Below are 14,407 nucleotides of genomic sequence, written 5' to 3'. Positions count from 1 at the left end.
TTAGTGAGTGAAAAAATATGCTATGGCTGATTAGCTTTATGCTTCATGCTGCACTTATTTATTTTGTGATCATTTTATACACGAGAATGAATTCGCTGAAGGCAACAGAACAAAAGCAGCGAGAGCTTTTAGAAGAAACGGAAAATACCCTGGCTGCATTTTTGATGGAAGTCAAAGAAGAGAATGAAAAACTATCAAAAGCTGCAGCCACTTCCCCTGATTTTTCTGCTGAAGAGCTGAAATCGGATCTTCAGACACCAAAGCAGCCACAACCACCAATTGAATCCCTGCAATCGGTAGAAAGTGAAGATCCAGTTCCAGAGCACCTGTCGGCTCTCCTTAGCGAAGTTGAGGTGCAGGAAGAGAAGGTAAACGAACCCGTTTCAAGTCTCGAAACAGAAGCTTCTGCGCCTTCTGAAAGTGAAATAGAAGAAACATTTGAGGATCAAGTAAAGGCCTTATATGATCAAGGGCTATCATTAGAAGAAATAGCGAAAGAATTAAAAACGGGCAAGACAGAAATCGAGCTTTTATTAAAATTTAGCGGAAAGCTGTAAAGGATTCTTGATTGTCAGTCCATCATGTGTTATATTATTTCTTGGTGTTAAATACACACGCTTAATGATTCGTATGAAGGTGCTGCCGTGGCGCAGTTTTATGTGAACATGACTTAAGCGGAGGAAAAAAAACCATTATATTAGGAGGCAACAACATGTCAGTTATTTCTATGAAACAATTGCTAGAAGCTGGTGTTCACTTCGGTCACCAAACACGCCGTTGGAACCCAAAAATGAAGCGTTACATCTTTACAGAGCGTAACGGTATCTACATCATCGATCTTCAAAAAACGGTGAAAAAAGTAGAGGAAGCTTACAACTTCACGAAAAACCTTGCTGCTGATGGAGGAAAAATCCTTTTCGTTGGTACGAAAAAGCAAGCACAAGATTCAGTGAAAGAAGAAGCAATCCGTTCTGGTATGTTCTATGTAAACCAACGCTGGCTTGGTGGAACGTTAACAAACTTTGAAACAATCCAAAAACGTATCAAACGTTTAAAAGATATTGAAAAAATGCAAGAAAACGGTACGTTCGAAGTTCTTCCTAAGAAAGAAGTCGTTCAACTGAAAAAAGAATTAGAACGTCTTGAAAAATTCCTAGGCGGAATCAAAGACATGAAGGGTCTTCCAGATGCACTTTTCATTATCGACCCTCGTAAAGAGCGTATTGCAGTTGCAGAAGCTCGTAAATTGAATATCCCAATTATCGGTATCGTTGACACAAACTGTGATCCAGACGAAATTGATGTTGTGATCCCTGCAAACGATGATGCAATCCGTGCTGTAAAACTTCTAACTGCTAAAATGGCAGATGCGATTCTTGAGTCTAAACAAGGCGAAGAAGAAGCTGTTGTAGAAGAAACGACAGAAACTGAAACAACAACTGCGTAACCTATTCAAAAGGTGATAAGAGGGAACTGCCTTTTATCACCTTTTTTTCACCTAGTAATCCGTGTTTTAACATAGAAGGAGGAAATGTAAAATGGCAATTACTGCTCAATTAGTAAAAGAACTGCGTCAAAAAACTGGTGCAGGTATGATGGACTGTAAAAAAGCGTTAACAGAAACTGATGGTGACATCGATAAAGCAATCGATCTTCTAAGAGAAAAAGGGATCGCAAAAGCTGCGAAAAAAGCAGACCGTATTGCGGCAGAAGGATTAACTCTTATTAAAACTGACGGCAACACTGGCGTTATCCTAGAAGTGAACTCTGAGACTGATTTCGTTGCGAAAAACGAAGGATTCCAAAATCTTCTTAACGAACTTGCTGATCATTTACTTGCTGCGAAACCTGCAACAATTGAAGAAGCACATGCTTCTAAAATGGAAAATGGTTCAACAGTTGAAGAACATATTACTTCTGCAATTGCGAAAATCGGAGAAAAAATTACGCTGCGCCGTTTCTCAGTCATCACAAAAGAAGATAACGCTGCATTCGGTTCTTACTTACACATGGGCGGACGCATCGGTGTATTAGCGGTTCTTAACGGAACAACTGATGAAGAGCTTGCGAGAGACATCGCAATGCACGTTGCTGCTGTAAACCCTAAATACATTTCTCGTGACCAAGTGTCTGAAGAAGAAGCAAACCGTGAGCGTGAAGTATTAACACAACAAGCGCTTCAAGAAGGAAAGCCTGAAAATATCGTTGCTAAAATGGTAGAAGGCCGTCTAAACAAATTCTTCGAAGAAATTTGCTTACTTGACCAAGCATTCGTTAAAAACCCAGATGAAAAAGTGAAACAAGTTGTAGGTGCGAAAAACGCAACTGTTCAAACTTATGTTCGCTATGAAGTGGGCGAAGGTATCGAAAAGCGTCAAGACAACTTTGCTGAAGAAGTTATGAGCCAAGTGAAAAAATAATGTTTGAAAAGCTCTCTGGGGCTTTTTTAGGGAGCACAAGCACTGTGTTCCCTATTTTTTAGAGGATATTGATTTACAAAAGACGGTTTCTTACGCATAATAAGAGACGGTATAGTTTACACTTGGAGGTTATCATGAGCAAACCGAAATATAATCGCATTGTACTGAAGCTAAGTGGAGAAGCACTAGCTGGTGATGCTGGAAATGGAATTAACCCAACTGTCATTCAATCAATTGCAAAGCAAGTAAAAGAAATTGCAGAGCTTGATGTTGAAGTTGCAGTCGTTGTAGGCGGAGGAAACCTTTGGCGTGGTAAGACAGGCAGTGACTTAGGAATGGACCGGGCAACAGCAGACTATATGGGGATGCTTGCAACAGTGATGAATTCATTGGCATTACAAGACAGCCTAGAAACGCTTGGCATTCAGTCTAGAGTACAAACCTCTATTGAAATGAGACAGGTTGCAGAGCCATACATAAGAAGAAAAGCGATCCGTCACCTTGAGAAGAAACGTGTCGTGATTTTTGCTGCAGGTACTGGTAACCCTTATTTCTCTACTGATACAACAGCAGCACTTCGTGCAGCTGAAATTGAAGCAGATGTCATTTTAATGGCGAAAAACAATGTAGACGGTGTCTACAGTGCTGATCCTCGTACAGATGCGGATGCAGTAAAATATGATAAGCTTTCATATCTTGATGTACTAAAAGAAGGGCTTGCTGTAATGGATTCTACTGCGTCCTCATTATGTATGGACAATGACATTCCATTAATTGTCTTCTCTATTATGGAAGAAGGTAATATTAAACGTGCCGTCAATGGCGAATCAATCGGAACGATCGTGAGGGGGAAATAACGTGTCAAAAGAAGTGTTGAACCAAACAAAAGAAAAAATGGAAAAAGCCGTTCAAGCATACGGACGTGAACTAGCAACTGTCCGTGCGGGCAGAGCAAATGCTTCCCTTTTAGACAAAGTAACAGTGGATTACTATGGTGCGCAAACACCACTAAACCAAATTGCGTCAATTACAGTGCCAGAAGCACGTATGCTGATTATCACACCTTACGATAAAACAGCGATCGGTGATATCGAAAAGGCGATCCAAAAGTCTGATCTTGGTATCACACCAACAAGTGACGGAAACGTGATCCGTATTGCGATCCCAGCACTAACAGAAGAAAGACGTAAAGAACTTGTAAAAGTTGTGAGAAAATACTCAGAAGAAGCAAAAGTAGCTGTTCGTAACGTTCGTCGTGATGCAAACGATGAATTGAAAAAGCTAGAGAAAAATGGGGAGATCACTGAAGATGAATTAAGATCATCTACAGAGGATGTTCAAAAATTGACAGATGAATATGTCGCTAAAATTGATGAAGTGACAAAAGATAAAGAAAAAGAAATCATGGAAGTTTAAGAAAAAACTATGTACAATAGATAATAGTGAAAAGACCCTCTTCATGTTTACAGGGGGTTTTTTTGTTAATACTGTTGAGGACTAAATTATTAGCGGGAACGCAACCTTTTTGGGTGATGGAGGAATCTCATGCTCAATATACTCAAAAATTGGAAGAATCAGCAAACAGCAGCTTCCAACTTAGAAAGCCTGACAAAAGAAGACATATTAAATGGAGAAATTCCTGAACATATCGCCATTATCATGGATGGGAATGGAAGATGGGCGAAGAAACGTGCGCTTCCACGGGTAGCAGGACATCATGAAGGAATGAAAGTTGTCAAGCGCATGACCAAGCTTGCAAATGAGCTGAATGTCAAAGTGCTGACTTTGTATGCTTTCTCTACAGAAAATTGGAAACGTCCAAAACTAGAAGTAGACTTTTTAATGAAGCTTCCTGAAGAGTTTCTAAACATCTATCTGCCTGAACTCATCGAGGAAAATGTCCGTGTACGTTTAACAGGTGATCCAGACGGCCTCCCGCAGCATACGAAAAAAGCGGTAGAGAACGCAGTGAAGAGTACGGCGAATAATGACGGACTCATTTTAAATTTTGCGCTCAATTATGGAGGACGGACAGAAATTATTTCTGCATGCAGACAAATTTCTGAAAAAGTCAAAGAAGGCAAGCTTCGAGCAGAAGACATCACAGAAGAGATGTTTTCAGCTTATTTAATGACAGAATCTCTTCAAGATCCGGATTTGCTTATTCGTACGAGTGGAGAAATTAGATTAAGCAACTTTATGCTTTGGCAAATTGCATACAGCGAGTTTGTCTTTACGGATGTGCTTTGGCCTGACTTTTCTGATGAGCATCTCATAGGCGCTATCGGAGAGTACCAGCGCCGCGGCCGGAGGTTCGGTGGAATTTAGAGGGTGGTGCAGATGAAACAAAGAATTTTGACGGGTGTTCTGGCAGCTGCAGTGTTTTTACTTGCAGTGATTTATGGACAAATGCCATTTACCCTGCTGATTTATTTAATGGGAAGTGTCGCTCTCTTTGAGCTTCTTAGAATGAAAAAGATTTCGATTTTCAGCTTTCCTGGCATTGTCAGCTTAATATTGCTTTGGCTTTTAATGGGCGGAGAAAATAGCTTCTTCCCGAACGTAGACGCATCAAAAATGCAGATTGCTTTATTTGCAGTCTTAATCCTTTTAACTTATACAGTTCTGAGTAAAAACTCTTTCACATTCGATGAGGTTGCTTTTGTTATATTAGCCACATTATATATTGGCGTTAGTTTCTATTATTTTATTCAAATTAGAGGCTTGTATGGCATGAGTGCGATCTTCTTCGCAGCGGTGATTATTTGGTCCACTGACTCAGGTGCCTATTTTATTGGGAAATCTATGGGGAAACGAAAGCTTTGGCCAGAGATCAGCCCAAACAAAACAGTAGAAGGATTTATCGGCGGAATCGTCACAGCGGTTGTGCTGTCACTTGTGTTCCAGGCGGTTACAGGATTTTTGCCATCATATCTGCTTGTTATGTTTATTACTCTTTTGCTCAGTATTTTTGGACAGCTTGGCGACCTTGTGGAATCTGCTTTAAAGCGTCATTACCATGTGAAGGATTCAGGGACAATACTCCCAGGTCATGGCGGAATTTTGGACAGGTTTGACAGCTTTTTATTCGTTCTGCCGTTTTTATATTTATTGCTGGCCACGTTTGCTAGCTAACCTCATAGAAACTAATTGAACGAGAGAAGGAGTGGCAATTTGAAATATATTTCGCTATTAGGCGCAACAGGATCAATCGGAGAACAAACATTAGATGTGATCAGGCAGCATCCAGACAAATTCAAGTTGAAAGCGATGACGTTTGGCAGAAATATAGACAAGGCCATCCCTATCATTGAACAATTTCAGCCTGAATTTGTTGGATGTGTAGACGAAGCGACCTATCGCACGTTAAAAGGTCATTCATTTCAATACGATGTTAAAATGGCTGCGGGTGATGAAGCGAACATCGAAGCAGCGATCTATGATGCAGTGGATGTTGTGGTCAATGCACTGGTAGGGAGTGTCGGACTTGTGCCGACATTAAAAGCCATTGAACAAAAAAAGACGATCGCACTTGCAAATAAGGAAACACTTGTGACAGCTGGTCATATAGTAAAAGAGTACGCCAAAAAGTATGACGTGCCTTTACTTCCTGTCGATAGTGAACACTCCGCTATTTTTCAATCCCTGCAAGGTGAACAAGCTAAAAACATTGAACGCTTAATCGTCACAGCTTCAGGCGGCAGTTTCCGAGATAAAAAACGCACGGAGCTTGAAGGTGTAACGGTTGAAGAAGCGCTGAATCATCCGAACTGGTCCATGGGCGCAAAAATTACGATCGATTCAGCGACCATGATGAATAAGGGGCTTGAGGTGATTGAGGCGCATTGGCTGTTTGATATCCCATACGATCAAATTGATGTGCTGTTACATAAAGAGAGCATCATCCATTCCATGGTGGAATTCCATGACAAAAGTGTCATGGCTCAGTTAGGTACACCTGACATGAGGGTTCCGATTCAATACGCGCTCACTTACCCTGATAGAGCGCCATTAAAAGAAGCGAAATCATTAAACCTTTGGGAGATTGGACAATTAAATTTCCAAAAAGCGGATTTTGACAGGTATCGCTGCTTACATTTTGCTTATGAATCAGGTAAAATAGGAGGGACAATGCCTACTGTGCTTAATGCAGCCAATGAAATAGCTGTTGATGCATTTTTAAAAGGCAAAGTAACGTTCCTGCAAATTGAAGAATTGATTGAAAAGGCACTGAACAGACATCATGTGATTTCAACGCCTAGTTTGCAAGATATCCATGAAGTGGACAAAGATACACGAGACTTTGTTCAATCAATCCTCGCATAAGGTGGTATGTTCGTGAATACAGTGATTGCGTTTATTATTATTTTTGGAACGCTCGTTTTTTTCCACGAGCTTGGCCATTTAATTATGGCGCAGCGCGCAGGCATTTTATGCCGCGAGTTCGCAATTGGTTTTGGACCGAAGATTTTCTCCTTTAAACGAAAAGAAACCGTCTATACCATCAGACTTCTGCCAATCGGCGGATTTGTTAAAATGGCTGGAGAAGACCCTGAAGTCATTGAAATTAAACCGGGTCATACAGTGGGGCTCTTATTCAATGAGCAAAATGAAGTAGAAAAAATCATTTTAAATGATAAAGAGAAATATCCTGATGCACTTGTCATTGAAGTTGAACAAATTGATTTAGATCATGCGATGAGAATTTCAGGATATGAGGCTGGAAATGAAGACATTCTCACTGGCTACAATGTAAGCCAAACAAGCTTCTATATTGCAGATGGTGAAGAAATTCAAATTGCGCCATACAACCGTCAGTTTGGTTCAAAAACAGTATGGCAGCGTATTAAAGCCATTGCAGCTGGACCGATTATGAACTTTATCCTGGCATATGTGATTCTAGTGGCTTTAGGATTTATTCAAGGTGTAACCGTGGATGATCCTGTACTTGGTAAGCTGACAAAAGACGGCCGGGCAGCGCAAGCTGGGCTTATGCAGGGAGATCATATCGTTTCAATTAACGGGGATAAAATGAATTCTTGGACAGATGTTGTTCAAACGGTTCAAAAGAACCCAGATAAAAAAATGAATGTCGTCATTGACCGAGATGGCAAAGAAAGCACCATTCAAGTTGTACCGGAAGCTGTGAAGGCCGAAGGAAAAACCATTGGCCGTTTTGGCTCTTATCCGCCAACGGAAAATGGCTTTCTCAAAGTCATTTCATCCTCAGGCACTACAGTGATATCTACAGCAGGTCTCATCTTAACGAACTTGCAAAAGATTGTTACAGGACAATTTTCATTAGATATGCTTGCAGGTCCTGTTGGAATATATGACATGACAGGAGAAGTAGCGAAACAAGGTGTGTTAACATTAATGCAGTTTGCTGCGTTTCTTAGTATCAACTTAGGGATCGTGAATTTATTACCGATTCCTGCATTAGACGGAGGAAGATTACTTTTCCTATTCGTTGAAGCCATTCGCGGCAAACCAATTAATCGTGAGAAAGAGGCACTTGTTGTCTTCATTGGTGTTGCGTTCCTCATGCTATTAATGCTAGTAGTGACATGGAATGACATCCAGCGATTATTTTTATAAAAACCATTGTCTCTTGTTTCTCATTATGGGAAACAAGAGTTTTTGTGAGAAGTCCTATTTCTTAAATGAGGTGTAACGACATGAGACAATCCCTGACTTTCATTCCAACTCTTCGAGAGGTGCCAGCAGATGCTGAGGCAAAAAGTCATCAGCTATTAGTAAGAGCTGGATTTATTAGACAAAACACGAGCGGTATCTATCATTACCTGCCGTTAGCACATAAAGTGATTCAGCACATTCAAGCCATTGTTCGCAAGGAAATGGAAAAGGCGGGAGCAGCTGAGCTGTTAATGCCAGTGCTGCAGCAAGCAGAAATGTGGCAAGAGTCAGGAAGATGGTATACATACGGTCCAGAACTCATGCGTATGAAAGATCGTCACGGCCGCGAGTTTGCACTTGGCCCAACACACGAAGAAGTGATCACATCACTCGTACGCAGTGAAGTCAAATCGTATAAAAAGCTTCCTTTGACACTGTATCAAATCCAATCTAAATTCCGTGATGAACAAAGGCCTCGCTTTGGGTTATTGCGCGGACGTGAATTTATTATGAAGGACGCCTATTCATTCCACTCTTCACCAGAGAGCCTTGATGACACATACAACAAAATGTTTACAGCTTACTCGAATGTCTTTTCAAAAGTAGGTCTTAACTTTAGACCCGTCATTGCCGATTCTGGGGCAATGGGAGGAAAAGATACACATGAGTTTATGGCACTTTCAGAAGTAGGAGAAGATACAATCGCATACTCTGACACATCTTCCTACGCTGCGAACATTGAAATGGCTGAGGCTGTGTATCACGGAGAAGAAGCAAACCCTGCGGACTTCAAAGAACTCGAGAAAGTACACACGCCTCAGGTGAAGACGATACAAGATGTTGCGGCAATTTTAGAAGTGGCTCCTTCTACATGTATCAAATCTGTCTTGTTTAAAGCGGACGATGCGTATGTACTTGTCCTGACAAGAGGCGATCATGAAGTAAATGATGTAAAAGTGAAAAACTTAGTTGGAGCACAGCTTGTAGAGCTTGCTTCACGTGAGGAAGTACTAGACGTGATCGGAACAGAACCAGGATTTGTTGGACCAGTGAAGCTTGAAGCGGAAGTAACGATTTATGCAGACCACGCTGTAAAAGGAATGACAAATGCAGTTGCAGGTGCAAATGAATCGGATTATCACTATGTCAATGTTAATCCTGCTCGTGATCTGTCAGTGAAGGAATATACAGATCTTCGCTTGATTCAAGAAGGAGACGTTTCTCCAGATGGTGAAGGCACAATACAGTTCGCAAAAGGAATTGAAGTAGGACAAGTCTTTAAGCTAGGCACACGTTATTCAGAGGCAATGGATGCAACATACCTCGATGAAAATGGACGTGCGCAGCCAATGATCATGGGCTGCTATGGCATCGGAATTTCTAGAACCCTTTCTGCGATTGTTGAACAGCATCATGATGACAAGGGAATTATTTGGCCAGAAACAGTTGCGCCATATGATCTTCATCTACTTGCCTTAAATATGAAAAACGATGCACAAAAGGAACTGGCTGAAACGCTGTATGAGCGTTTACAAGAAGAGGGCTATGAAGTCCTTTTCGATGACCGCCAAGAGCGTGCAGGCGTCAAATTTGCCGACAGTGACTTAATTGGACTGCCAATTCGCATTAGCTGCGGGAAACGTTCAGAAGAAGGTATTGTCGAAGTGAAATTCAGAAAATCAGGTGAATCACACGAAGTATCTGTTGATGAACTGATTTCATTTATACGCCAAGCATAAAAAACGAACAAAAAAATGAAGGTACCTCCTGCAAAAAAGAGGTACCTTTCTGATTTGCAAAAGGAGGGTCCTGTCTTGGATGAACAATTACCGATTACCCGGCGGCAATTTCATATATTACTCAATCAGATTCAAATGACAGATGATGACCTCAGCCGTTACTTTGAAGAAGGCGAGATCGTCAAATTGACGGTGCATAAGGCGGCAAAAACGTGGCATTTCCATTTTAAATTTAAGGCGCTTTTGCCTTACCAAGTATATGCAATGTTTTTAAGCAGGCTGACAAATGCATTTTCTCATATCGCACAAGTTACTTGTACGATTGAAGTCAATGATCCGCACATATCTGAAGAGCTCGTTCAATCGTATTGGTCCCATTGTGTGGAAGAGCTTCAAGGGATTTCTCCCCCAATCATCAGCTTGCTTCAACAGCAAAAACCAGCGCTGTCTGGACATAAGATCATCATCAAAACAAAAAGCGAAACTGAGGCTCTGGCCATCAAGAAGAAATATAGCCCAATGCTTCAGGCTGCATTTAAACAAGTTGGTTTTCCAGAACTTCAATTTGACACAGAAATTTTTGTATCAGATCAAGAGATTCAGAAGTTCAGAGAACAAAAACTTGCTGAAGATCAAGAAAGAGCCATGCAAGCCCTTGTTGAGATGGAGAAGAAGGAAAGTGAGGATCAAGAGGAAGCTCCTTCTGGCCCTCTGATGATTGGCTATCAAATCAAAGACAATGAAGAAATACGTACGCTTGATAGTATTATGGACGAAGAAAGACGAATCACCGTCCAAGGGTACGTGTTCGATGCAGAAACGCGCGAACTAAAAAGCGGCAGAACCCTTTGTATCTTTAAAATTACCGATTATACGAATAGTATTTTGATCAAAATGTTTGCGAGAGAAAAAGAAGATGCTCAGCTCATGAAATCCTTGAAAAAAGGGATGTGGGTCAAAGCAAGAGGAAGCATTCAAAACGATACGTTTGTGAGAGATCTTGTCATGATCGCAAATGACGTCAATGAAATGAAACCTCAGCTGAAAGAAGATACTGCACCTGAGGGAGAAAAGCGCGTTGAGCTTCATTTGCATTCGCCAATGAGCCAGATGGATGCTGTCACTGGCATCGGTAGACTTGTTGAACAAGCAAAAAAATGGGGGCATGAGGCCATTGCCCTGACAGATCACGCCGTTGTACAATCCTTTCCAGATGCGTATGCAGCAAGTAAAAAGCATGGCATCAAAATGATGTACGGGGTGGAAATCAATTTAGTCGATGACGGGGTACCGATTGCGTATAATCCAGAGCACCGCTTGTTAGAAGATGCGACGTTTGTCGTATTTGATGTTGAGACAACAGGACTCTCTGCTGTGTATGATACGATCATTGAGCTTGCAGCCGTGAAAATCAAAGGCGGGGAAATCATTGACCGCTTTGAGGCATTTGCAAACCCTCATCATCCATTATCAGCCACAACCATTGAACTAACCGGTATCACGGATGATATGGTGAGAAATGCACCAGATGTGGTCGATGTTGTTCGGGATTTCAAAGAGTGGATTGGACAAGATATCCTTGTTGCTCACAATGCGAGTTTTGATATGGGCTTTTTAAATGCAGCATATAAGCGACTGTTAAAAACAGATAAAGCGTCAAACCCTGTCATTGATACACTAGAACTCGGCCGATTCCTTTATCCTGAATTTAAAAATCACCGGCTGAACACGCTGTGTAAAAAGTTCGATATTGAACTCACGCAGCATCACCGGGCGATTTATGATGCAGAAGCAACTGGTTACCTCATGCTGAAGATGCTAAAAGATGCGGCTGAAAAAGAGATTGCCTACCACGATCAATTAAATGAAAACATGGGGCAGTCCAATGCGTATCAGCGCTCACGTCCTTACCATGCAACCGTGATTGCACAAAATGAGACGGGTCTAAAGAATTTATTTAAGCTTGTTTCACTTTCTCATATTCATTATTTCTACCGCGTGCCGCGCATCCCGCGCTCACAGCTTGAGAAATATCGAGAAGGTTTAATTGTTGGGTCTGCTTGTGATAAGGGTGAAGTGTTTGAAGGGATGATGCAGAAGTCACCTGATGAGGTAGAAGACATTGCCGCATTTTACGACTATTTAGAAGTTCATCCGCCAGAAGTGTATCAGCATTTACTCCAGCTGGAGCTTGTTCGGGATGAACGTGCATTAAAAGAGATCATCACAAACATTGTGAAACTTGGTGAAAAACTGAATAAACCAGTCGTGGCGACTGGAAATGTGCACTACCTGCATCCAGAAGACAAAATTTATCGCAAAATCTTAATTTCATCACAAGGCGGGGCGAATCCGCTTAATCGTCATGAACTGCCAAAAGTTCATTTTAGAACAACTGATGAAATGCTAGAAGCCTTCTCTTTCCTTGGAGACGAGAAGGCGAAAGAGATTGTCGTGATGAATACGCAAAAAGTATCTGAGATGGTCGAAAGTATTAAACCAATCAAAGACGATCTTTATACACCAAAAATCGAAGGTGCAGATGAAGAAATTCGGGAAATGAGCTATAACATGGCTCGCAGCATCTACGGTGACGATTTACCGAAAATTGTAGAAGACCGGATTGAGAAAGAATTAAAGAGTATTATTGGTCACGGTTTCGCTGTTATTTATTTAATTTCTCATAAGCTTGTTAAGAAATCACTTGATGATGGATATCTAGTTGGTTCAAGGGGATCAGTTGGTTCATCTCTCGTTGCGACATTAACAGAGATTACAGAAGTGAACCCGCTTGCGCCGCACTATGTATGTCCAAGTTGCAAGCACTCCGAGTTCTTTAATGATGGATCGGTTGGCTCAGGATTTGACCTTCCTGATAAAGACTGCCCTGAATGCGGGACGCCGTATAAAAAAGACGGACACGATATTCCGTTTGAAACGTTCTTAGGTTTTAAAGGAGATAAAGTGCCCGATATCGACTTGAACTTCTCAGGAGAATATCAGCCGATTGCCCATAACTATACGAAAGAGTTGTTTGGTGAAGAGTATGTATACCGCGCAGGTACAATCGGTACCGTTGCAGAAAAAACGGCATATGGTTATGTGAAAGGCTACGCAGGAGATCATAACCTTCATATGAGAGGTGCTGAAATTGACCGGCTCGTACAGGGCTGTACGGGCGTCAAACGGACAACGGGCCAACATCCAGGCGGAATTATCGTCGTGCCGGATTATATGGACATTTACGATTTCTCACCAATTCAATATCCAGCAGATGCGACAGGTTCTGATTGGAAAACGACGCATTTTGATTTCCATTCAATCCATGATAACTTGCTGAAACTAGATATTCTTGGACACGATGATCCAACGGTTATTCGGATGCTTCAGGACTTGAGCGGAATTGATCCAAAAACGATTCCGACAGATGATCCTGAGGTCATGAAAATCTTCCAAGGAACGGAACCTCTCGGTGTCACAGAAGAACAAATTGGATGTAAAACGGGAACACTTGGGATCCCAGAGTTTGGCACAAGGTTTGTTCGTCAGATGCTTGAGGATACAAAACCGACCACCTTCTCGGAGCTTGTTCAGATCTCTGGTCTATCTCACGGTACAGATGTATGGCTCGGCAATGCCCAAGAGCTGATTCATAATAAAACGTGTGAACTAAGTGAAGTGATTGGCTGTCGTGATGATATTATGGTCTATCTGATTTATCAAGGTTTAGAGCCGTCACTTGCCTTTAAAATCATGGAATCTGTTCGTAAAGGGAAGGGACTTCCTCCTGAATGGGAAGAAGAAATGAAGAATAATAACGTACCGAACTGGTACATTGATTCTTGTAAAAAGATTAAATACATGTTCCCTAAAGCCCATGCGGCTGCTTATGTATTAATGGCCGTTCGGATTGCTTATTTCAAGGTGCACCATGCACTTCTGTACTATGCGGCTTATTTTACCGTTCGTGCTGATGATTTTGATATCGAAACGATGACAAAAGGATCAAATGCGATTCGAGCGGTCATGGACGATATTAACTCAAAAGGTCTTGATGCATCACCGAAAGAGAAGAACCTATTAACTGTACTAGAGCTTGCACTTGAAATGTGTGAAAGAGGCTATCACTTTAAAAAAGTAGACCTATACCGATCAAGTGCCACTGAGTTTATCATTGATGGAGACGGGCTAATCCCGCCATTCAACTCTATCCCTGGACTCGGAACAAACGTTGCGTTAAATATTGTACGCGCACGCCAAGATGGTGAATTCCTTTCAAAAGAAGATTTACAAAAACGAGGAAAAGTGTCTAAGACCATCCTTGAGTATTTGGATCGTCAAGGCTGCTTAGAAGCACTTCCTGATCAAAACCAGCTTTCTTTGTTCTAATGTGAAAAATGAAGAGCGCCCTTAAAGGGCGTTCTTTTTATATATACAATAAAATTATTATGTAAACTAAAATATTTTAACTGGAATTATTTTCTTGTTGGTTCATATATCTTGATTTAACGTCGTGTTTTGAGAGAAGAGATTGTATGTCATTCTTTCTACCCAAATAGAGCAAAAAAGAGAATTTAGCCGTCTGAAATGTTCTCATACGACATATGATCA

The 14,407-nt window shown here is 41.3% G+C and carries 11 protein-coding genes; all 11 read left to right on the top strand.

Annotation, left to right across the window (positions count from 1 at the left end; genetic code table 11):
• Positions 1–17: 17 nt before the first annotated feature.
• The 11 genes from ACRRMM_RS06085 (at position 18) to ACRRMM_RS06035 (ending at position 14,185) form a co-directional block, all read left to right on the top strand.
• Complete coding sequence (locus ACRRMM_RS06085) at positions 18–557, top strand: hypothetical protein (protein ID WP_048001563.1); 540 nt, start codon at positions 18–20, stop codon at positions 555–557.
• Between the two features lie 155 nt (positions 558–712).
• A complete protein-coding gene (gene rpsB / locus ACRRMM_RS06080; RefSeq protein WP_007499561.1) occupies positions 713–1,447 on the top strand; it encodes a 30S ribosomal protein S2 in 735 nt (244 codons plus the stop codon).
• Between the two features lie 91 nt (positions 1,448–1,538).
• Positions 1,539–2,420 (top strand): translation elongation factor Ts, encoded by an 882-nt coding sequence (gene tsf, locus ACRRMM_RS06075; protein ID WP_007499558.1) that lies wholly within the window; start codon positions 1,539–1,541, stop codon positions 2,418–2,420.
• A 134-nt stretch (positions 2,421–2,554) separates the two neighbouring features.
• Entirely contained in the window at positions 2,555–3,277 is a 723-nt protein-coding gene (pyrH, locus tag ACRRMM_RS06070) for a UMP kinase (protein WP_008344767.1), read from the top strand.
• Position 3,278: 1 nt separating this feature from the next.
• Positions 3,279–3,836, top strand: coding sequence for a ribosome recycling factor (frr, locus tag ACRRMM_RS06065; RefSeq protein WP_008344764.1), 558 nt, complete (start codon positions 3,279–3,281; stop codon positions 3,834–3,836).
• Positions 3,837–3,965: 129 nt separating this feature from the next.
• Entirely contained in the window at positions 3,966–4,748 is a 783-nt protein-coding gene (locus tag ACRRMM_RS06060; RefSeq protein WP_007499552.1) for an isoprenyl transferase, read from the top strand.
• Positions 4,749–4,760: 12 nt separating this feature from the next.
• Positions 4,761–5,555: a phosphatidate cytidylyltransferase gene (locus ACRRMM_RS06055; protein ID WP_007499550.1), complete on the top strand. Its 795-nt coding sequence runs from the start codon at positions 4,761–4,763 to the stop codon at positions 5,553–5,555.
• A 39-nt stretch (positions 5,556–5,594) separates the two neighbouring features.
• Positions 5,595–6,746, top strand: coding sequence for a 1-deoxy-D-xylulose-5-phosphate reductoisomerase (dxr, locus tag ACRRMM_RS06050; RefSeq protein ID WP_410685256.1), 1,152 nt, complete (start codon positions 5,595–5,597; stop codon positions 6,744–6,746).
• Positions 6,747–6,752: 6 nt separating this feature from the next.
• Entirely contained in the window at positions 6,753–8,018 is a 1,266-nt protein-coding gene (gene rseP / locus ACRRMM_RS06045) for an RIP metalloprotease RseP (protein ID WP_007499546.1), read from the top strand.
• Positions 8,019–8,098: 80 nt separating this feature from the next.
• Positions 8,099–9,796 (top strand): proline--tRNA ligase, encoded by a 1,698-nt coding sequence (locus ACRRMM_RS06040; protein ID WP_428828932.1) that lies wholly within the window; start codon positions 8,099–8,101, stop codon positions 9,794–9,796.
• A gap of 75 nt (positions 9,797–9,871) precedes the next feature.
• Positions 9,872–14,185, top strand: coding sequence for a PolC-type DNA polymerase III (locus ACRRMM_RS06035; RefSeq protein WP_428828933.1), 4,314 nt, complete (start codon positions 9,872–9,874; stop codon positions 14,183–14,185).
• The last annotated feature ends 222 nt before the right edge of the window (positions 14,186–14,407 follow it).

The organism is Bacillus sp. XT-4, assembly GCF_050864245.1.
Lineage (GTDB): Bacteria > Bacillota > Bacilli > Bacillales > Bacillaceae > Bacillus > Bacillus altitudinis.
The sequence above is the reverse complement of the archived record's forward strand: the minus strand, read 5'-3'. Positions and strand labels throughout refer to the sequence as shown.